This window comes from Agromyces sp. Y575 (assembly GCF_059445445.1).
In genome coordinates this window covers 123,646-144,303 of sequence record NZ_JCAIUI010000004.1, presented here as the reverse complement: position 1 = coordinate 144,303, position 20,658 = coordinate 123,646, and the positions used below count along the sequence as shown (strand labels likewise).

18 protein-coding genes are annotated in these 20,658 nt (G+C 69.4%); 8 read left to right on the top strand and 10 right to left on the bottom strand.

What is annotated here, in order from left to right; genetic code table 11:
• Positions 1-33 precede the first annotated feature (33 nt).
• From AC1C2U_RS16665 to AC1C2U_RS16650, 4 genes are read left to right on the top strand one after another with little or no spacing between them, the layout of a single operon-like run.
• Positions 34-918, top strand: a complete 885-nt coding sequence (locus tag AC1C2U_RS16665) for a carbohydrate ABC transporter permease (RefSeq protein ID WP_495363111.1) — start codon at positions 34-36, stop codon at positions 916-918.
• Positions 915-2,450, top strand: coding sequence for a glycoside hydrolase family 3 protein (locus tag AC1C2U_RS16660; protein ID WP_495362891.1), 1,536 nt, complete (start codon positions 915-917; stop codon positions 2,448-2,450). Before AC1C2U_RS16665 ends, AC1C2U_RS16660 begins: the two co-directional genes overlap by 4 nt.
• A complete protein-coding gene (locus tag AC1C2U_RS16655) occupies positions 2,447-3,400 on the top strand; it encodes an ROK family protein (protein ID WP_495362890.1) in 954 nt (317 codons plus the stop codon). The genes AC1C2U_RS16660 and AC1C2U_RS16655 overlap by 4 nt, the downstream gene beginning before the upstream one ends.
• Entirely contained in the window at positions 3,379-4,164 is a 786-nt protein-coding gene (locus tag AC1C2U_RS16650) for a glucosamine-6-phosphate deaminase (protein WP_495362889.1), read from the top strand. Before AC1C2U_RS16655 ends, AC1C2U_RS16650 begins: the two co-directional genes overlap by 22 nt.
• A 323-nt stretch (positions 4,165-4,487) precedes the next feature.
• Here the strand turns inward: AC1C2U_RS16650 and AC1C2U_RS16645 are convergent, their stop codons facing one another.
• From AC1C2U_RS16645 to AC1C2U_RS16605, 9 genes are all read right to left on the bottom strand, one after another.
• On the bottom strand, positions 4,488-4,859 hold the full coding sequence (locus AC1C2U_RS16645; RefSeq protein ID WP_495362888.1) for a YrdB family protein: 372 nt from the start codon (positions 4,857-4,859) through the stop codon (positions 4,488-4,490).
• 23 nt (positions 4,860-4,882) lie between these two features.
• Entirely contained in the window at positions 4,883-5,755 is an 873-nt protein-coding gene (gene purU, locus AC1C2U_RS16640) for a formyltetrahydrofolate deformylase (protein ID WP_495362887.1), read from the bottom strand.
• 9 nt (positions 5,756-5,764) lie between these two features.
• Positions 5,765-7,720: a sigma-70 family RNA polymerase sigma factor gene (locus AC1C2U_RS16635; RefSeq protein WP_495362886.1), complete on the bottom strand. Its 1,956-nt coding sequence runs from the start codon at positions 7,718-7,720 to the stop codon at positions 5,765-5,767.
• A gap of 379 nt (positions 7,721-8,099) precedes the next feature.
• Positions 8,100-9,260, bottom strand: a complete 1,161-nt coding sequence (gene nagA, locus AC1C2U_RS16630; RefSeq protein WP_495362885.1) for an N-acetylglucosamine-6-phosphate deacetylase — start codon at positions 9,258-9,260, stop codon at positions 8,100-8,102.
• A complete protein-coding gene (locus tag AC1C2U_RS16625; RefSeq protein ID WP_495362884.1) occupies positions 9,261-10,046 on the bottom strand; it encodes a DeoR/GlpR family DNA-binding transcription regulator in 786 nt (261 codons plus the stop codon).
• Positions 10,043-10,891: a class II fructose-bisphosphate aldolase gene (locus AC1C2U_RS16620; protein ID WP_495362883.1), complete on the bottom strand. Its 849-nt coding sequence runs from the start codon at positions 10,889-10,891 to the stop codon at positions 10,043-10,045. The genes AC1C2U_RS16625 and AC1C2U_RS16620 overlap by 4 nt, the downstream gene beginning before the upstream one ends.
• Entirely contained in the window at positions 10,888-11,853 is a 966-nt protein-coding gene (locus AC1C2U_RS16615; protein ID WP_495362882.1) for a 1-phosphofructokinase family hexose kinase, read from the bottom strand. The genes AC1C2U_RS16620 and AC1C2U_RS16615 overlap by 4 nt, the downstream gene beginning before the upstream one ends.
• Entirely contained in the window at positions 11,850-12,830 is a 981-nt protein-coding gene (locus tag AC1C2U_RS16610; protein ID WP_495363110.1) for an ROK family protein, read from the bottom strand. The genes AC1C2U_RS16615 and AC1C2U_RS16610 overlap by 4 nt, the downstream gene beginning before the upstream one ends.
• Positions 12,830-13,699: an SIS domain-containing protein gene (locus tag AC1C2U_RS16605; protein ID WP_495363109.1), complete on the bottom strand. Its 870-nt coding sequence runs from the start codon at positions 13,697-13,699 to the stop codon at positions 12,830-12,832. Before AC1C2U_RS16605 ends, AC1C2U_RS16610 begins: the two co-directional genes overlap by 1 nt.
• A 440-nt stretch (positions 13,700-14,139) precedes the next feature.
• Here AC1C2U_RS16605 and AC1C2U_RS16600 point away from each other — a divergent pair, with 440 nt between their 5' ends.
• From AC1C2U_RS16600 to AC1C2U_RS16590, 3 genes are all read left to right on the top strand, one after another.
• The gene (locus AC1C2U_RS16600; RefSeq protein WP_495362881.1) at positions 14,140-15,384 is read left to right on the top strand and encodes an extracellular solute-binding protein; all 1,245 of its coding nucleotides are present in this window, start codon (positions 14,140-14,142) and stop codon (positions 15,382-15,384) included.
• Positions 15,385-15,448: 64 nt separating this feature from the next.
• Positions 15,449-16,441, top strand: a complete 993-nt coding sequence (locus AC1C2U_RS16595; protein WP_495362880.1) for a carbohydrate ABC transporter permease — start codon at positions 15,449-15,451, stop codon at positions 16,439-16,441.
• 2 nt (positions 16,442-16,443) lie between these two features.
• A complete protein-coding gene (locus AC1C2U_RS16590) occupies positions 16,444-17,352 on the top strand; it encodes a carbohydrate ABC transporter permease (protein ID WP_495362879.1) in 909 nt (302 codons plus the stop codon).
• Positions 17,353-17,536: 184 nt separating this feature from the next.
• On the opposite strand, the gene AC1C2U_RS16585 is transcribed toward AC1C2U_RS16590, so the two are convergent.
• On the bottom strand, positions 17,537-19,078 hold the full coding sequence (locus tag AC1C2U_RS16585; RefSeq protein ID WP_495362878.1) for a beta-N-acetylhexosaminidase: 1,542 nt from the start codon (positions 19,076-19,078) through the stop codon (positions 17,537-17,539).
• Between the two features lie 270 nt (positions 19,079-19,348).
• On the opposite strand from AC1C2U_RS16585, the gene AC1C2U_RS16580 reads away from it, so the two are divergent.
• The gene (locus AC1C2U_RS16580) at positions 19,349-20,656 is read left to right on the top strand and encodes an ABC transporter substrate-binding protein (RefSeq protein WP_495362877.1); all 1,308 of its coding nucleotides are present in this window, start codon (positions 19,349-19,351) and stop codon (positions 20,654-20,656) included.
• The last annotated feature ends 2 nt before the right edge of the window (positions 20,657-20,658 follow it).

Genomic DNA, 20,658 nt, shown 5'->3' with positions numbered 1-20,658 from the left:
TCGGTCACGACGTCCACGCGTACCGCTTCCACGATCGGCGATGGCGGCCGACTCGGCCGACGCGCTGGCCGAACCAAGGGGATCGCCGGGCGGTTCGGGCTCAACGTCTTCGCGCTCATCGTGATCGTCTGCTCGGTCTTCCCGGTCTACTGGATGGTGAACATGTCGTTCACCCCGCCGAACCAGATCATCAGCCGCAACCCGAGCTTTCTGCCGTTCGACTTCACGCTGAAGAACTACGTGACGGCATGGACCCGCGAAGCGGCACCCGGTCAGACCGACTTTCCGCACGCACTCGTCTCGAGCCTCACCGTGGGCCTCGCCGTCGTGGTGGTCGGCGCGCTGATCGCGTTCCTCGCCTCGATCGCGATCGCCCGCTTCGCCTTCCGAGGCCGCGTCGTCTTCATCGTGAGCGTGCTCGTCGTGCAGATGGTGCCGGGCGAGGCGATGATGTTCACGATCTACAACATGATCGACGACTGGCGCCTCATCAACACCCTCCTCGGGCTGTTCGTCGTGCACCTCGCCGCGGTGGTGCCGTTCACGATCTGGACGCTGCGTGGCTTCGTCAGGGGTGTGCCGGCCGAGCTCGAAGAGGCGGCCCAGATCGACGGCTGTTCGAAGGCGCAGGCGTTCTGGAAGGTGACCTTCCCGCTGCTCGCACCGGGTCTCGTCGCCACCGGTATCTTCGCGTTCATCCAGAGCTGGAACGAGTTCCTGATGGCCCTCCTCCTGCTCAAGGGCTACAACCTCACCCTCCCGCCCTGGCTGAACTCCTTCCAGTCGGCGACCGAAGCGACGAACTGGGGCGCCGTCATGGCAGGGTCCACGCTCATCGCCCTGCCCGTCGTCATCTTCTTCCTGTTCGTGCAGGGTCGAATGGTCGGCGGTCTCGTGAGCGGAGCGGTCAAGGGATGACCGGCATCGACTCGACCGGCGCGGGCATTGCCCTCCGCCGGGACATCCTCACGACCCTGCTGCCGGGCTTCGACGGCCCGACCGCACCCGAATGGGTACTCGAGCTGCTCCGCGGCGGGCTCGGCGGGCTCTGCCTGTTCGGGTCGAACGTCGAATCGCCCGAGCAACTGCGCAGCCTGAACGCGTCGCTGCGCCAGGCGAACCCTCTCGCTGTGATCGCGATCGACGAGGAGGGCGGCGACGTCACGCGGCTCTTCCACGACCGAGGCGCGCCGTTCCCCGGCAACGCCGTGCTCGGCCGCATCGACGACCTCGATCTCACCGCACGCGTCGCGCGGGCCGTGGGCGAAGCGCTCGCGGCGACCGGGTGCACCGTGACGTTCGCACCCGACGTCGACGTGAACGCGAACCCCGACAACCCCGTGATCGGGGTGCGGAGCTTCGGCGCCGACCCCGAGCTCGTGGCGAGGCACTCCTCGGCCTGGGTCACGGCGCTGCAGCAGACGGGCGTCGCTGCCAGCGCGAAGCACTTCCCGGGCCATGGCGACACCGCGACGGACTCGCACCTCGCCCTGCCTGTCGTCGACGTGCCGCTCGAGACGCTCCGCGAGCGCGAGCTCGTGCCGTTCCGCGCGGCGATCGCAGCCGGTTCCCGCACGATCATGACCTCGCACATCCTCATTCCGCAGCTCGACGCGGAGAACCCGGCCACCCTCTCCCCGCAGATTCTGAACGGCCTGCTCCGCGGGGAGCTGGGGTTCGACGGCGTCATCGTCACCGACGCCCTCGACATGAAGGGGGCGAGCGGCGTTCACGGCATACCCGAAGCTGCAGTACGCGCCCTCGCCGCCGGTTGCGATCTGCTCTGCATCGGCTCCGACAACACGGCCGTGCAGATCGCCGAGATCGTCGAGGCCGTCGAGGCCGCGGTCGAGTCCGGCCGGCTTCCGGCCGAACGCATTCGCGAATCGGCCGCACGGGTCCGCGTTCTCGCGGCCGAGGCCGCGCCCGTTCCCGACGGGCCCGCCGTGTCGGCGTCGATCGAGCCGCCGCACGACCTGAAAGAGATCGGCCGCGTCATCGCCGCGTTCGAGGTGTCGGATGCCGCGCGTGCACGCCTCGCGCAGGCGCCGCGCATCGGCACCGTCGTGCGCATCGACACGGTCGCGAACATCGCCGTGGGTGTGGCCCCGTGGGGCCCGTTCGCCGCAGAGGACGTCAGCGCGCACCCGTCATGGCTCGGCGACACCGAGGTCATCACCGTCTCGGAGCAGGAGCACCTCGCAGACGCGTCCGCGCTGGCGGGAACGGTGCTCGTGGTGGGCAAGAACCTGCACCGGCATCCGTTCGCCCGAACCGCGATCGATGCGCTGCGAGCCGTGCGCGACGACGTGGTGACGATCGACATGGGTTGGCCCTCGAACGATCGGGCGTATGCCGACGTCTCGACGTTCGGCGCCTCGCGACTCGTCGGCGAAGCGGTCATCGAGTTCGTCGACGACGCGCTCAGTGCCGCGGTGGCCGCGCCGTGAGGCTCGGCATCGACATCGGCGGCACCAAGACGGCCGCGGTGGCGATCGGTGCCGACGGAGAGTTGAGCGACCAGGTGCGGATGCCCACGGGCTTCGGCGCCGAGGCGGTCGTCGCCACCGCGATCCGCATGGTCGAGCGCATGACCGAGCTCGCAGGTGTCGACGCTTCGGCATTCACGTCGATCGGCGTCGGCATCCCCGGCGCGGTCGACAGCGACACCGGTCGGGTGGAGCACGCTGTGAACCTCGGGCTCGAGGGGCTCGACCTCGGCCGGCGCCTGGCCGATCGACTCGGAGTCGAGGTGCGCATCGAGAACGACGTGAAGGCGGCCGCGGTCGGCGCGCACCATCTGCTCGGCGTAGCCGACGGCCCCTTCGGCAGGCTCAGGGAGCGCCGGGTGACGTCGATGGCGTACCTGAACCTCGGTACGGGCCTCTCGGCGGGAGTGCTCCTCGACGGGCGCCTGATGCGCGGTGGGCACGGCGTCGCCGGCGAGATCGGGCACGTCCCGGTCGACCCCGCCGGCGTGGTGTGCGGGTGTGGACAGCGCGGATGCCTCGAGACGATCGCTTCCGGACTCGCGATCGCACGCACGTGGCCGACCGCGTCGGAGCACCCCGCGCGAGAGCTCTTCGACGCGGCGGAGGCCGGCGACGAACGGGCGCTCGCCGTGCAAGAGCAGTTCTTGACCGGGGTTGCAGCGGCGGTGCGCCTGCTCGCGCTGACCGTCGACGTCGATGCCGTGGTGATCGGTGGGGGGCTCGCCGCGCTCGGTGAGCCGCTCGTCGCCGGCACACGCCGTATCCTGAATCAGTGGGCGGCCGAGTCGGCCTTCCTCGCATCGATCGACCTCGCGGCTCGCGTGCAGGTCATCCCACTCGGATTCCCCGCGGCCGCTGTCGGCGCCGCCCTCGTAGGAGAACACCAATGGCTGAAATCGTCATCGTAGAGAACGAGGACGCCGCCGGCGCCCTCGTCGCCGACACGATCGTCTCGCTCATCCGCTCGAAGCCCGATGTCGTGCTCGGTCTCGCGACCGGTTCCACGCCGCTCGCGAGTTACCGCGCACTCGCCCGCCGCATCGCCGCCGACTCGATCGACGTGCGCGGCGTGCGCGGCTTCGCGCTCGACGAGTACGTGGGGCTGCCCGCGGGACACCCCGAGAGCTATCGAGCCGTGATCACGCGCGAAGTGGTCGAACCGCTCGGGCTGACTCCCGAGCTCGTGCGGGTGCCCAACGGCGACCCGGCGACGATCGAGCACGCGGGCGCCGACTACGAGCGGGCGATCAAGGCGGCCGGTGGGGTCGACCTGCAGATCCTCGGCATCGGGCGCACCGGGCACATCGGCTTCAACGAGCCCGGCTCCTCGCTCGCGTCGCACGCTCGGGTGAAGACGCTGACCGCGGCCACTCGTCTCGACAATGCCCGCTTCTTCGATTCTCCCGACGACGTGCCGATGCACTGCATCACGCAGGGCATCGGAACGATCCTCCGTGCTCGGCATCTCGTGCTGCTCGCGTTCGGCGAGGCGAAGGCGCACGCGGTCGCGGCGGCCGTCGAGGGGGCGGTGTCGGCCAGTCAGCCGGGTTCGGCGATCCAGTTGCACCCGCACACGACGGTCGTCGTCGACGAGGCCGCGGCTTCCGGGCTCGCGAACCTCGACTACTACCGGCATGCATGGGCGAACAAGCCGGCCTGGCAAGGCATCTGAACCGCGCGGGCGGTGGACGCGCACGCACGGTTGACGTGTGCGGGCGGTTGCGTTGCGTGAGCTGCAGAGCGGATGCCGCGGCATCCGCCTGCGTCAATGGGGCAGCGCCTCGGGGAGCGCGCTGAGGTAGGCCTCTTCATCGAAGTCGTCGACGATCATGCGCTGGACCATGCAACCCGGCCCGAGGCCGAGCACCACGGTCATCGGTCACTTCCGCGCTGCCGGCGGTGCGGAGTCCGACGCCGAGGCATCCGTCGCCGTCCGATCGTCAAGCCGGTGCGAGGTGCACAGGCTCGCCGTGCGCCCGCACAGCGCTCGCGGGGTCAGCGAGCGAGTTCCTTGCGGCCGTTCAGGATGCCGCTGACCGCGGCGACGACCGCGAAGATGACCGCGACCACCGGTTGGCCGAGGGTCCACCAGCCGAGTGCCGCGGCGGAGAAGACGGCGATCTCCACGAGCGCCTTGCCGAACGTGTCGACCCGCAGCACCGCCTTCGGTGAGACGAAGAGCGCCCAAACCAGGATCGCGAGGAGCGGCGCACCGATGCCGATGAGTACTCCGGGCCATGGGAGCGGGAAGGCGAGAAAGCCCCAGATGCCGAGAGAGACGAACGCGAAGAGTTCGAGGAGGAACCGCAGTATGTCGTTCAGCCCGATCTTCGGCTGCGGTTCGTGGTGCTGGGATGCTTCGGTCACGACGATCAAGCCTACCCGCGTCCTCAGCGGAAGATGATCGTGCGTGCACCGTCGACGAGCACCCGGCGCTCGGCGAACCACTTGACCGCCTGACTGAGCGTGCGACTCTCTTCATCCTGCCCGATCGCGACGAGCTCGGACGGGCTGCGGGAATGATCCACTCGCACGACGTTCTGCTCGATGATCGGGCCTTCGTCGAGGTCGCTCGTGACGAAATGCGCCGTCGCGCCGATGAGCTTCACGCCGCGGGCGTGCGCCTGACGATACGGGTTCGCGCCCTTGAAACCGGGCAGAAACGAGTGATGGATGTTGATGCAGCGGCCCTCGAGTGCCGCGCAGAGCTCGGGGGAGAGGATCTGCATGTATCGTGCGAGCACGACGAGCTCGATGTCGTGCTCGTCGACCGAGGCGAGCACGCGCTGCTCGAATGCAGACTTCGACGCGGCATCCGTGACCGCATGCGACTCGAACGGCACCCCGTAGAAGTCGACCAGGTCGCGGAGGGTGCCGTGGTTGGAGAGCACGAGCGGGATCTCGACGGTCAGTTGCCCCGCTCGCTGGCGGAACAGCAGGTCGTTGACGCAGTGCCCCGCGGTCGAGGCGAGCACGAGGGTTCGGAGAGGACGAGCGACCTCGTCGAGGTGCCACTGCATGTTCCAGCGCTCGGTCACGGGCTCGAGCGCCTGCTCGAGCTCGGCACGGGCGGCGGATGACTCGACCTGCAGTCGCATGAAGAATCGACCGGTGTCGTGGCTCGCGAACTGCTGACTCTCGGTGATGTTGCCGCGGGCGGCCACGATCGCCCCGCTCACCGCATGCACGATGCCCGGGCCGTCGGTGCAGCTGAGCGTGACGACCCAGTGGTACAGGTGTTCGGGGGGTGCGACGGTGGTCATCCGCCCAGATTACCCGGGGAGCGGGGTCTGTTCCGCCGGCGTCGAAGCTGCGATCTCGGCGTTGCCCCACCGGTGGATGACCGCTGAGCTCGCAGGGCCCACCCGGCCGCCGACCGCGTACTGCACGGTGAGCGTGTCGCCCTCTTCGATGCGGCCGAGGGAGAGCAGGGCGTATTGACCGGCGCCGTTGAGCGTGATCTGGTGCGAACCCCAGCGAGAGCTCGAGACGAGCACCGGGGTCTTGCTTCGGCCCGACGCGAATGCCACGAACACGTGGCCCGCGGTGTAGACCTCCAATTCGGGTGACTCGAGGGTGAACTCGACGACCCCGGCCGGTTCCGACACGTTCTGCGCAACATCCGTTTGCCGCGCGGTCACTGTGTGCGTGCCCGCAGACAGGTCGCTTGGCTCGAAGCGCCACGCGCCGGCCTCATCGGCGACGACTGTACTCGCGACGGCGACGGAGGCTCTCGCACGCTCGGTGCTCGCGCCGCCGATCTGGAACTCGATCGTGGCGCCGGGCTCGGCCGTGCCCGAGATGATGGGGGCGACGAGTCCGCCTGCCGTGTCAACGGTGCCGATGGTCGGCGGCAGGGCGACCGTGTCGACCGGTTCCGGTTCCGGCTCGGGTTCCGGCTCGGGTTGGGGCGATGGGGCAGGTCCGGGGGCGGGTGCCTCCGTACTCGGCTCAGGGGCAGGGTTCGGCTCCGGAGCCTCGACCCCGGGCTCGATCTCGGGCTCGGGTTCGGGTTCGACCAGCGGCGGCTGCGGCGGCGGAGCGGGGAGGAGCGGTACCGGGGCATCCGGAATCGTGCTGGTCGAGGTGTCGGCGTCGCCGGCCTCGGACACCGCGGCCGGCGGAGCAGCCTGCGGGTTGGCGGGAGCCGTGAGTCCGGGCACGACGATCGCGGCGGCGACCGCGACGGCGGCAACGAGCACGCCCGCGCCCACGCCGACGACGACACCGGTGCCCCCGAGGGCGCCGATCCCTGTTCCGGCGGCGACGCCACCCGCTGATCCCGCACCGGTCGCGCCGGCGCCGGCACCGGTCGCGCCGGCGCCGGCACCGGTCGCGCCGGCGCCGGCCGTTCCAGCACTCGATGCACCGGCTCCCGCGCCGTGTCCGACGAGCACGGCAGGCATGCCCGCCGCCCCCATCGCCACCTCGGCCACGGGCGCGCCCTGCGAGAGCCAGGCCGAGTACGCCGTCGCCCCGCCGATGCCAGCAGTGAGCGGCAGGAGCACGAGCGCGAGCCGGGAGCCGACGTCGCGTGCCTCGGCGGCGACGATCGTGCAGCGGGCGCAGTCGTCGAGGTGCGCCTCGAGGCGCGTCGTCTCACGGGGCCGGAGCTTGCCCCGGGTGTAGCTGCCGAGGCGATCGATGCTCCACTGGCACTCGGGATCGTTGGAGGGGTTGCGCAGGTGCACCCGGATCCAAGCTTGGCGCAGGCCCTCGCGAGCACGGTAGGCCAACGCCGCCGTGCTGTTGGCGCTCATGCCGAGCAGCGGGGCGATCTGCTGCGGGGTCATGTTCTCGACCTCGGAGTACCACAGCACCTCTTGCCACCGGGTCGGCAATGCGCGGAAGGCCTGTGCCGTTGCGCCGCGGTCGAGCGCCTCGAGCGTCGCCGATTCGCTCGTCGCCGGGTCTTCGAAGGACTCGAGCGTCTCGAGGGTGGTCTCGTGACGGGCACGGCCCCAGCCTGCTGCCGTGTTGCGGATCGTCGTGAACAGGTAGGGACGGAACGCACCCGTCGGCCCGCCCCCGGCGAGGATCGTGCTGTAGATCTTGGTGAACGACTCGGCGACCAGGTCGTCGGGGTCGAGTGAACTGTACGAGCGCGCCACGGTGCGCGCCGATGCGGAGTGCCGCTCCCAGAGCTCGGCGTACGCCGAACGGTCGCCCTTGCGCGTTCGCTCGATGAGCGCGGCGTCGGCCGATCGGTCGGTGCGCAGCGGCGGCACTTCGCCTCCTTCGGGTGATGGGGATCCGCAGAGTCGCGGGTCGCCCACTGAAGAGACGCGTCGAAGTACAATTCATGACGCGAGTCACGGGGTGAGTACATTTCAGCAGAATTCCCTGTGAAGCGCGCGCGCAGATTATTTCTTCGGAATGCGCGTCATAGATGCGTGGACCCGCCGTCTCTCTGGGTGAAGGCGAAATTCGCTTTCACCCACCGCCGTCTCAGGCGACCCGAACCCCGAGACGGTCGCCGGCTCTGCCGGCGCCTGAGCGGTCAGCATCGGGGGGAACGATGCGCCGCTCGAACGGGCGGGGGCTTCGGAGGCGAAGGGGAACACGCCTCCGAACCCCGCCTCGATCGGCGAGGAGCCCCGTCGACGATCAGCGCAGCCGTACGCCCGCAGCCCAGACGGCTTCGACGCGAAGCTCGGCATCGAGGAGCACGGCATCGGCGGCGAACCCCCGATCGAGCCGGCCGAGGTCGTGAGCACGGTCGATCGCTGCGGCGGGCGTGACGGTGAGCGCGCCGACCGCCTCGTCGAGCGGGATACCGCACTCGAGCACCGCACGCCGGAGTGCGTCATCCTGCGTGAGGGTCGAACCGGCGATCGAGCCGCCCTCGCGGAGCCGTGCGACGCCGTCGGCGACGACGACCTCGAGCGATCCCAGCACGTAGACGCCGTCGGAGGAGCCTGTTGCGGCCATCGCGTCGGTGACGAGGGCCACCCGACCGGGCGCGCCGGCGAAGGCGAGCTTCACGACATCGGGGTGCACGTGCACGCCGTCGTTGATGACCTCGAGGGTGACGTGGTCGGCGTGCATCGCGGCGACGACTGGTCCGGGCGCACGGTGGTGGATGCCGCGCATGCCGTTGAAGGCATGGGTGAGGATCGTGGCCCCGGCGTCGAAGGCGGCGAGGGCCGTCGCGAAATCGGCGCCCGTGTGGCCGACCGCGACCTTGACGCCGGCATCGGCGAACCGACCGATGGCGGCGAGCGCACCATCGTGCTCGGGGGCGATCGTGATCTGCCGCAGTGCGCCCGCCGCCGCGTCGAGCAGCAGGTCGACGGATGCCGCGTCGGCGGCGCGCAGCAGCCCGGGATCATGCGCACCCCGGAACTCCCGGTCGAGGAACGGTCCTTCGAGGTGCGCGCCCAGCACGCGGGGATCACGCTCCGCGAATCGCGCGATCGTCGTCAGGTCGCTTGCGAGCCGCTCGACGGGCGCCGTCACGAGTGAGAGCACCGTGCGGGTCGTGCCGTGGGCGTTGTGCACGGCGAGCACGGTCTCGATGGCCTCGTCGCCCTCGTCGACGGCCGCGCCACCTGCCCCGTGGCAGTGGATGTCGATGAATCCGGGGGTGAGGAATCGCCCCGCGGCATCCGTCACGTGGGCCGACGCGAGTGGAACCGCGTCACGCCAGCTGTCACCGATGCCGCGCGCGCTCACCCGGTCGCCGTCGAAGGCGACCCACGCGTCGGCGACGGTGTCGGCGCCGCTCACGAGACGCGCGGAATGGATGACGACGGGTGCAGTGCTCACTCAAGCAACGATAACGTCGTAGCCCGCATCGGAGAGTCGTTCGCGCTGCTCGAAGGTGGCGCCCGAATCGGTGATGATCGTCGAGAAGAGTCGTCGAGGACCGATCGCGGCGAACGCCCGCTTGTCGATCTTCGACGAGTCGGCGACGAGCACGGCCTGCGTTGCACGCGCGGCCATGAGTGCGTTGACGGCGGCCTCGCGCTCGTCGTGCGAGGTGGGGCCGACATCCGCGTCGATGCCGTTCACGCCGATGAATGCGAGGTCGAGGGTGATGCTGCCGAGCACCGCGTCGGTGTAGGCGCCGACGAGTTCGTACGAACGGGCGTGCACGACGCCGCCGGCGACGACGGTCTTGATCTGCGGGCGCATCGCGAGCTGCATGGCGATGTTGATCGCATTGGTGACGACGGTCAGGCTTGGGTCGGGCGCCGGTTCCATGATGTCGGCGCGCGACATGAGCGCGTCGGCGATCGCGGTGGAGGTCGTGCCGCCGCAGAGGCCGATCACGGCACCGCGCGGCACGAGCGCGCTCGCCGCGAGTGCGATCGCCGCCTTCGCGCCGGGGTTCTGCTGGTTCTTGTAGCGGATCGGCAGGTCGTAGGCCACCGAGTGTGCGACCGCGCCGCCGCGCGTGCGGGTGAGGAGTTGCTGCTGGGCGAGCGCATCGAGGTCTCGTCGCGCCGTCGCTGGCGACACCTCGAGACGATCGACGATCTGGTCGACGTCGACCTGCCCGCTCTCGGCGAGCAGGTCGAGCACTGCGCTCAGACGCTCGGCTCGGTTCATCCGTTGGGGTCCTTCCCTGCGAAGAGGCGGAGGAGACGTGCAGCTTCGATTTCGACGGCATCGCGGCCGGCGGCGAGGTATTTTCGGGAGTCTACGACGCCGGGATGATCGTCGAGGAATCGGCGGATCGCGCCGGTGAACTGCGCGTTCAGGTGCGTGGACACGTTGATCTTCGTGAGCCCCGCACGGATGCCTGCGACGATCGTCTCGTCGGCGACTCCGGATGACCCGTGCAGCACGAGCGGCACCGGCACCGCCGCCCGGAGCCGGCCGACGAGTTCGAGGTCGAGTGCGGCGACCCGCTCGGTCATTGCGTGCGAAGAGCCGACCGCGACGGCGAGTGCGCCGACGCCGGTCTCGGTGACGAATCGCGAGGCCTCGTCGGGGTCGGTGCGCACCCCAGGTGCGTGTGCACCGTCTTTGCCGCCGATCTCGCCGAGCTCCGCCTCGACGAGTACGCCCGTGGTCGCAGCATGGTCGACGACCCGGCGGGTCGTGGCGACGTTGTCAGCGAAGTCGAGCTTCGCGCCGTCGTACATGACGGAGCCGAAGCCGTGGTCGATCGCGAGCAGCGCGAGCTCTGCGTCTTCGGCATGGTCGAGATGCACCGCGACGGGGGCGCTCGAGGCTTCGGCGACGGCGAGCGTCGCGCGAGCGATCGGCTCGAAGCCACCGTGGTACCGGATGGCGTTCTCGGAGATCTGCAGGATCACGGGCAGCCCGGTCGCCTCAGCGGCGCCAGCGAGCGCTTCAGCGGTCTCGAGGTGCAGCACGTTGAACGCGCCGATACCCCGACCGCCTTCGGCTGCGTCGGCGAGCAGGATGCGAGTGGGGGTGAGGGTCATGCGTGTTCCTTCGGGTCGATGCTCACGACGACCTCGCGCTCGAGGTCCGTGTGTTCGGGTGACAGCTCACCGGCGAGCGGCGCGAGCACCGCCGAGGCCGACCAGGCGACGGCCCGGCGGGCGAGGCGCTCGCGGGCGGCCGTGGCGGCCGGCGTGCCGTCGGCGAGGTCGGGCGTCTCAGCGATGGCGACGGCGATCGCGGCGACCGCCGCGTCGCCGGCCCCGGTCGGGTTGCCGTGCAGCGAGCGGGGCAATCGGGCTCGGATGCCGCCAGGGGTATCCGTCGTCACGACCATCAGGCCTTCAGAACCCAGTGAGGCGACGACCGTTCGGGCGCCGAGTTCGAGCAGGGCGGTCACCCCCGCCACCGGGTCGTCGAGACCGGTGGCGTCGCGGAGCTCTTCGGCGTTGGGTTTCAGCACCGTCGCGCCCGCACGGGCGGCAGCGAGGACTCCGGGCCCGCTCGTGTCGACGATGACGGGCACGCCTTCGGCGGTGAGCGCACTGACGAGTGCGCCGAGCTCGTCGGGGCCGAACCCGGGCGGCAGGCTTCCGCAGATGGCGACGACGTCGGCGTCGCGACCGAGTTCGAGCGCGTTCGCCGCGAGTGCGTCGGCTTCGGCGACTGAGAGCGCGGCGCCGCGCTCGTTCAGCACGCTCGTGTCGCCGCTCGCCTCGTCGACGAGGGCGATGCTGCGGCGGGTCGCGCCTGCGACGCGCACGAGGCGGTGGTGGATGCCGCTCGCCTCGAGCTCCGCGGTGAACTCGGCGCCGACCGCGCCGCCTGAGGTCGTGAGCGCGAGCACGTCGTGGCCTTCGGCGTGCAGCACGCGTGCGACGTTCAGCCCCTTGCCGCCGGCGCGTGCGGCTCCGGTGTCGACGCGATGCGTCTCGCCCGGTCGCAGGCCTTCGACGTGCCAGGTGAGATCGAGCGCCGGATTCGGTGTGACGGTGACGATCACGGCGTGCCCCCGACTCGGCGTGCGGCGGCGAGGTCGCGGGCCGCGAGCGCGGTGCCGAGCAGGCCCGCATCGTCGCCGAGTTCGGCGTGGAGGAGCGCCGGTCGGCGGTGGAAGCTGAGCAGCGCATCGAGCCGCGTGCCGAGCGGTGCGAACAGGGCCGGACCAGCTTGTGCGAGACCGCCGCCGATCACCACGGCTTCGGGGGCGAGGATGGCGACGAGACGGGCGAGTGCCTCGGCGAGTGCTTCGACCGCGTCGTCCCAGATGCGCTTGGCGAGCGGGTCGCCGGCGGTCGCCGCGTCGAGCACTTCTCGAGCGCCGGTCACCCGAGTACCGGATGCCGCGGAGTAGCGCCGGGCGATCGCACCCGCCGACGCGATCGTCTCGAGGCATCCGATCGCCCCGCAGGCGCACCGCTCGCCGAGCGGATCGGCGAGCGAGTGGCCGATCTCGCCCGCATAGCCGCCGCCGGCGTAGGGGCGGCCTCCGAGCACGAGCGCGCTCGCGATGCCGGTGCCGATGGCGAGCACGACGACATCGCCGTAGCCGCGGGCCGCGCCGAGGCGGTGCTCTGCGTCGCCCGCCGCGCGCACGTCGTGGCCGAACGCCACGGGCAAGCCGAGCGCGCGCTCGGCGAGGTCACGGATGGGGGCGTCGCGCCAACCGAGGTTCGACGCGAACATGCCGACACCGGTGACCTCATCGACGAGACCGGGCACGCTGATGCCCGCGGCCACCGGAACGATGCCGGGGGCCGCGGCCAGGTGCTCACGGGCGAGCACGCCGATCGAGGCGACGATCGTCCGGCCGGGGTCGGCGTCGGCCGGGTCGACCGGCGTCGGCGTGCGGCGGAGTCCGAGCACCCGGCCCGAGGCATCGACGAGCGCCGACTTCGTGTCGGTGCCTCCCACGTCGAACGCGAGCACGGCCGCGCCCGGGCCGAGCGGGAACGCGTCGTGAGACGGGTGCTCGTTCATCACGCGTCGAGGATGACGGAACGGGTGAGGTTGCGGGGCGAGTCGGGGTCGAGGCCCTTCGCGCGGGCACGGGCGAGTGCGACGCGCTGTGCGCGCACGAGTTCGGCCATCGGGTCGAGGCGGCCCGCTTCGAAGTGCGCCCCGGCCGCGGCGACGTCGCCGGCGAGTCCGTCGGGCGCCTCGCCGAACTGCCATGTCACTCGGCCCGGAGCTGCGATCGCGATCGGGCCGTGGCGGTACTCCATCGACGGATATGACTCGGTCCACGACTGCGAGGCTTCCCGCATCTTGAGCGCCGCCTCGTGGGCGAGGCCGACCGACCAGCCGCGACCGAGGAAGGTGTACTGCTCGGCGTCGGTCAGCTCGGGGGCGAGGTCTTCGGCGACCGCGCGCTCGGCATCGGCGATCGCGCCGGTGAGGTCTTCGCCGAGCGAGGCGCGGAAGAGCGCGAGTGCGGTCGTCGCGAACCGGGTCTGCACGACCGAGCGCTCGTCGGCGAAGGGGAGGGTCACGGCTTCGTCGACGAGGTCGACGAGGGGTGACGTGGCATCGCCGATGACGCCGATGGTGCGCACGCGGCCGCGGAGCCCCTCGACGAGCTGGCGCACCTCGGTGGTGGTGCCCGATCGGGTGAGGGCGACGACCGCGTCGTAGCCGCGGTCGACGAAGGCTTCGGATGCCGCGAATGCGTCGGTCTCGCCGTGGCCGCCGGCTTCGCGCAACCACGCGTACGACTGCGCGATGAACCAGGACGTGCCGCAGCCCACGACCGCGATTCGGGCGCCGCGGGCCGGCAGGAGCGACTGCTCGGCACGGAGCTCGGTGGCGCGTGCCCAGGTCTCGGGCTGAGAGGCCAGTTCGGCGGACATGTGTTCAGCGGCGGCGGGAACAGCTTCGCCGGTCGTGTGTGCGGTGGTCGGTTGGTCGGTCACGTGGGGCTCCAGACAGGTGTGCGACGGCCGCCGTGGCAACCCCGCGGCGGCATGACACTCAATGATCGCAGATGATTGCAACATGTGTCCAACGATCACTCGAGCGCTCGATTCAAGCGGCTCCGCGTGACATCGGAGTTTGTCAGGGATCTGAACAAAATCTCATAACGAATCCGCTGCGCGTCTTGACGGGCCCGAGGCATCCGACATAGATTTTCGTGCGTCGAGTGAACGGACGTGATCGTTTGCTCGCCGAAACGTTCAGGAAATAGCACTCAGCCACAGTCGTCAAGTGCGGTTCCCGAACACACGCACCGTCGCGCGAAGTTCTTTCCACGGGCGCTGGTGCACCATCCACCACAGTGAGGAAGCATCCAATGAAGAAGTCTCTGCGCCTCGGCGCGGCCGTCGCGCTCGCGGCCACGGCATCGCTCACGCTCGCATCCTGCGGCTTCGGCGGCGGGTCGGGCGAGGAAGCCGGTGGCAAGACCACGCTCGACCTGCTCGTGCCGAGTTACTCCGACAACACCCAGGGCCTCTGGGAAGACGTCATCGAGGGCTTCGAAGCCGAGAACACCGACATCGATGTCAAGCTCGAGGTGGCGTCGTGGGACAACCTCGAGACCCTCATCGCCACGAAGATCCAGGGCGGTGAGGCACCCGACATCTACAACGGCGGCCCCTTCGCCGGTTTCGCCGCCGACGAGCTGTTGTACCCCGCTGAAGACGTCGTCTCGCCCGAGACCTTCAGCGACTTCCAGGACTCGTTCATCGCGAACGCCGAAGTCGACGGCACTGCGTACGCACTGCCCCTGATCGCCTCGGCACGCGCGCTCTTCGTCAACAACGCCCTGCTCGAGCAGGCGGGCGTCACCGCGCCCCCCACCAACTGGGATGAGCTGCTCGACGCGGCGACCAAGGTCTCGGCCCTCGGCGGCGGCATCGCCGGCTACGGCATGCCCCTCGGATCCGAAGAGGCGCAGGCCGAAGCGGCTGTGTGGCTCTGGGGCGGCGGCGGCACGTTCGGCGACGCGACCGAGATCACCATCGACGACCCGGCGAACCTGCCCGGTGCCGACCAGATCAAGAAGATGATCGACGCCGGTGCCACGCAGGCAGACCCGGGCTCGACCGACCGTTCGCCGCTCATGGACATCTTCATCCAGGGCAAGATCGGCATGCAGGTCGGCCTCCCGCCGACCGTCGGCCAGATCGAGGAGAACAACCCCGAGCTCGACTACTCGGTCGTCCCGATCCCCACGAAAGACGGCAGCCCCATGACGGTCGGCGTCATGGACCAGCTCATGGCCTTCCAGAACGACGACGACAAGCAGGACGCGATCACGAAGTTCTTCGACTACTACTACACGTCCGACGTGTACGTGCCGTGGGTGCAGGCCGAGGGCTTCCTTCCCGTCACGAAGTCGGGTGCCGAGGCGCTCGCCTCCGAGGAGGCGCTCGCGCCGTTCCTCGAGGTGCTGCCCGACGCGCAGTTCTACCCGAGCACCAACCCGCAGTGGTCGGCGACGGATGCCGCATTCAAGGCGCTGTTCGGACAGCTCCAGACGAAGCCCGCACAAGATGTGCTGACCGAGATCCAGGCACAGGCCGACGCGGGCTGATCCCACCCCGCTCGACCAGCACGTCCGTTGCGCAATACCCGGAGGGATCGGTGACCGCCGAACCATGAGCACGACACCCGATACGTCATCGATCCCAGCGGGGGCGGCCACCGGCCGCCCCCGCCCCGGCGGGCAGGCTGCGCCCAGTGGGCGGGCCGAACAGGTCAAGCCTCGCCGAGGCGGGCGGCAGTTCCTCGCCTCGCTCCCGTGGATCGGCCCTGCCCTCATCCTCATCTTCGGCGTCGTGCTGTTCCCGGCCGTCGTCATGTTCTTCAACTCGACCCGCGACATCTCGATCTCGGGGGTCGACAAGGGCTCGGTCGGCTTCGACAACTACGTCGAGGTCTTCTCCTTCCCCTATTTCTGGCCGATCTTCGGCCGCACGATCGTCTGGGTCGTGGTGGTCGTCGCGGCCACCGTGCTCATCTCGCTCGTCCTCGCCCAGCTGCTGAACAAGGCGTTCCCGGGCCGGCGCATCGTGCGCCTGGCGGTGATCATCCCGTGGGCGGCATCCGTCGTCATGACGACGATGGTCGTCTACTACGGTCTGGAGCCGTACTTCGGCATCATCAACACCTTCCTCGTCGACGTGGGGCTCGTCGACACGCCCGAGGGCTACGGGTGGACCCGCAACCCCGAGACGGCCTTCGCCTGGTCGATCGTCGTCGCGGTGTTCGTGTCGCTGCCGTTCACGACGTACACGATCCTCGCCGGACTCCAGACGGTGCCGGGCGACGTGCTCGAGGCCGCGAAGATGGACGGAGCAGGGCCGGTTCGCACGTATTGGGGCGTCGTACTGCCGCAACTGCGCGGCGCCCTCTCGGTCGCGGTGCTCATCAACATCATCAACGTCTTCAACTCGCTGCCGATCCTGAAGGTGATGACCGGGTCGATTCCCGGCTACGACGCCGACACGATCATGACGATGATCTTCAAGTACATCCAGAACCAGCACAAGGTCGACGTCGCGAGCGCGCTCTCCGTCGTCGCCTTCATCATCGTCATCGTGATCGTCGCCATCTACGTGCGTGTGGTCAAGCCCATGAAGGAGGTCTGAGCATGGCCGTCACCGCACACGCGTTCGAGACGATCGCCCCGCCCGCGGCATCCGCTCGGAAGCGCCGCTACACCGAAGACCAGGTGCCGCTCGGCAAACTGATCTGGCGCATGCTGGCCGGGCTCATCGTGCTGCTCATCTTCGTGCTGCCGTACACGATCATGTTCTTCGGCTCGGTCAAGACGAAGGCGCAGATCCGCTCGGTCGAACCCACCTACTTCCCGACGGAGTGGCACTGGGAGAACTACATCAACATGTGGTCGACGCCCGAGACGCCGCTCGTGCAGAACCTCATCTCGACGATCATCATCGCGGGAGTCGCGACGCTGCTCGTGCTGCTCGTCGCGATGCCCGCGGCGTACTACACCGCGCGGTTCAAGTTCCCGGGCCGCATGGTGTTCCTCTTCCTCGTGATCGTCACGCAGATGCTGCAGCCCGCGGTGCTCACCTCAGGGCTCTTCCGCCAGTTCCTCGCGTTCGACATGATCGACACGTGGGCGGCGATGATCTTCATCAACGCCGCGTTCAACCTCTCGTTCGCCGTGTGGATCATGCACTCGTTCTTCGCCGGCGTGCCCAAGGAGGTCGACGAGGCCGCGCAGATCGACGGCGCCGGGCGGTTGCGCGTGCTCTTCACGATCAGCCTCCCGCTCGTCTGGCCCGGCATCGTGACCGCGATCGTGTTCACGTTCGTCGCGTGCTGGAACGAGTTCGCGGCCTCGCTCGTGATCCTCTCGACCGCGGGCAATCAGCCGCTCTCGGTCGCCCTCACGAAGTTCGTCGGCCAGTACGAGACCTCGTGGCAGTACGTGTTCGGGGTCTCGATCGTCGCGATCGTGCCCGTCGTGATCCTCTTCATGATCATCGAGAAGCGCCTCGTCGGCGGCCTCACCGCAGGCAGCGTCAAGTAGCGCCGAGCGGATGCCGCGGGGTCGCCGAACCCTGCGGCATCCGGCCTCGCGGCATCCGCTCGTGTTGCAGGCGACCGTGCTGTGCGCGGCCGCACTGCACGCGGCCGCACTGCACGCGGCCGCACTGCACGCGACCACGCCGCGCTCGCGCGACCGGTGCCGATGTCGGGAACGGTCGCGACCATCACGCGGTGCGCGGCCTCGCGACGTCGTCGACCGCGCAGTACACCGTGCCCGCGGCATCCCAGAGCGCGGCGAGGTCAGCGACCCGCCCGGCGAAGTCGGCATAGTCGCGGGCACCGTCCCCCGGCGCGGGCGACCAGCCGATCTCGGCGATCGCCGCGAGACGCGGGAAGACCATGAACTCGACATCGTCGATCGTCAGGGCCGTCTCGGTCCACATCGGCCCTTCGACGCCGAGGACGTCGGCCTCTCCGACGCCGGGGACGATCCGGGTCGGTTCCCATGAGTAGGCGGCCTCGAGCGACGTGGGGCCGTCGGCCCAGTCGAGCCCGAGTTCGTAACCGTTCGGGGTCGCCGGCGCCCCGGGGTACTGGATGTCGAGGTAGGCGGCATCTGCGGGCGACATGATCACGCGCCCGCCCTGTTCGACCACGGCGGAGGTGACCGTGCCCGCGTTCTCCTGCGGCACGAGGTAGCTCCAGTACTGGGCGACCGTGCCGGCGGGCAGCGCGGTCGACGCGCCGATCTCATGCCATCCGATCACCGTCTTGCCGGTCGAAGCTGCAGCGCTCGTGATGCGCTGCACGAGATCGAGGTACTCGGCGGCCGGTGTCGACCACGACTCGTCGCCGCCGATGTGGAGCCAGGGGCCGGGCGTGATCTCGGCGACCTCGCGCATGACGTCGTCGAGGAACCGGTCGGTCGCCTCCGCGCGCTCGGGCGCGGCGCTCAGCGACGAGAACCCGACCTTCACCCCCTCGTACGGAGCGCGGGCGACGCCGTCGTGATTGAGCTCGGGGTAGGCGCTGAGGGCCGCATTGGTGTGGCCCGGCAGGTCGATCTCGGGCACGACGGTGATGAACCGCTCGGCGGCGTAGTCGACGATGCGGGCGTAGTCGGCCTTCGTGTAGAACCCTCCGGCCGCACCGTCGACAGCCGTCGACGCGCCGATGCCGGTGAGCTCGGGCCACGAGTCGATCTGGATGCGCCAGCCCTGATCGTCGGTGAGATGCAGGTGGAAGTGGTTGATCTTCAGCATCGCGATCGCGTCGACGAGGCGCAGCACGTCGTCGACGGGGAAGAAGTGCCGCACGACGTCGAGCATGGCGCCGCGATAGGCGAAGCGCGGAGCATCGCGAATCGAGAGCGCCGGCACGGTCCACTCAGCGGCGGAGCTCGGTACATGGTCGTGCGCGCTCAGCAGTTGTCGAAGCGACCGCGTGCCGCGATACAACCCGGTCGGCGTGCTCGCGGTGATGACGACCCCCAGAGCGGATGCCTCGAGGGTGTACGCCTCGTCGCTCGCCTCGTCGCTCGCACGCAGGACGAGGGAGATGCCGATGACGCCGTCGGTTGGCGAGCCGACCTCGGAGTCGACGACAGGGAGCTTGCGGCCGGTGACGGCGAGGAGTTCGGCGGCCAGCAGGGCTCCGATGTTCCTCGCAACTCCCGGTGCGACAATATGAACGCCATCGACGAAACGGAACGGCGCGACCGCCGCGTGGAGTTCGATCTGGACGGGTGCGGGAACGATGCCGGTCATGGCTTCATCCGTTCTTTCGGTATCGGTGACGGGTGGTGCCCGCGGGTCACCCCATCTTCGCAGGCAACACCGTCGCGGTGTCGGAGTGTTCGCGCTGTACATTCCGAGCAGAGATTCACGAGCGTTACTTGAGTTTATGGGTGAGAGGGGTAATGTGAACGCAAACATTCATTCCATCGATGTCGACGAGGTGCGCACGAGCGCACTGAACCGGCAGGTGGGCCCGCCCGTGCACCAACGGGCGGCGATTCTCTCAAAGAGGAGCGACACATGACATCCAGGACTCGCTTCGCACGCACCGCCGCTGCTGCGACGGTCGCGGCGATCTCCGTCTTCGCGCTCGCGGCCTGCAGCACCGGCAGCGGCTCGGGCAACGCCGACGGTCCCGTCGAGATCACCTACCTGCACCGTCTGCCCGACGGTGAGGGAATGACGCCGGTCAGCGAGATCGTGGACCGCTGGAACGAGGAGAACCCCGACATCCAGGTGAAGGCGACGAAGTTCGACGGTGCGGCGACGGACATGATCCTGAAGCTCGAAACCGACGTCAAGGCCGGCAATGCAGCGTGCCTCGCCCAGATCGGGTACTCCGAGGTTCCGCAGATGTACGTCAAGGGACTACTGGAAGACGTGGCAGACGAGGCCGCGGCGCACGAGGACGACTTCTCGGCCGGTGCATACGCGATGATGACCGTCGGCGACGCGGTCGTCGGCTTCCCTCAAGACACCGGCCCCCTCGTGTACTTCTACAACGCGACGGAGTTCGAGAACCTCGGTCTCACGGTGCCGACCACGCTCGACGAACTGACCGCAGACTCCGCCACGGCGGCAGCGGCCGGCAAGTACGTCACCGCCTTCACTCCTGACGAGGCGCTCTCCTGGCTGTCGGCGCAGGCAGCGGCCGCGGGCGACTCCTGGTTCGGCTCGAGCGATGGCGGCTGGACCGTCGACGCCGAGGGCGCAGGCAGTCAGACGGTCGCCGCGTTCTGGCAGAACCTGGTCGACAACAAGCAGACCCTGGCCACCGAGCGTTGGGGCGAGGCCTTCACCCAGGCACTCAACGACGGCAGCCTGATCGGTCACGTCGGCGCGGCATGGGAGGCCGGCTTCATGCTCGACTCCCTCGACGGCACCCCGGCCGAGGGCCAGTGGCGCATCGCCCAGCTGCCCGACTTCGGTGCAGGCACGCTGACCGGCCCCGATGGGGGCTCCGGCGTCGCCGTCACGAAGGGCTGCGAGCACCCGGCCGAGGCGATGGAGTTCAACGCCTGGTTCAACACGCAGATCGACGACCTCGCTTCACAGGGTCTCGTCGTCGCTGCCAACGGCACGCCGACCACGAGCGAGAAGATGCTCCGCCAGTTCGGCGGCCAGGACGTGCTCGCCGAGCTCGCGACGGCGTCCGGCAACCTGAACCCCGACTTCGTGTACGCACCGGGCTTCGCTTCGCTGACCAAGATGAACGAGACCGCATCGGGCGTCGCCGACGGCAGCGCCACGGTCGCTGACATCTTCACCACCGCGCAGACGACCGCGGTCGCCACGCTCGAAGACCTCGGACTGCCCGTCTCCAAGTGAGG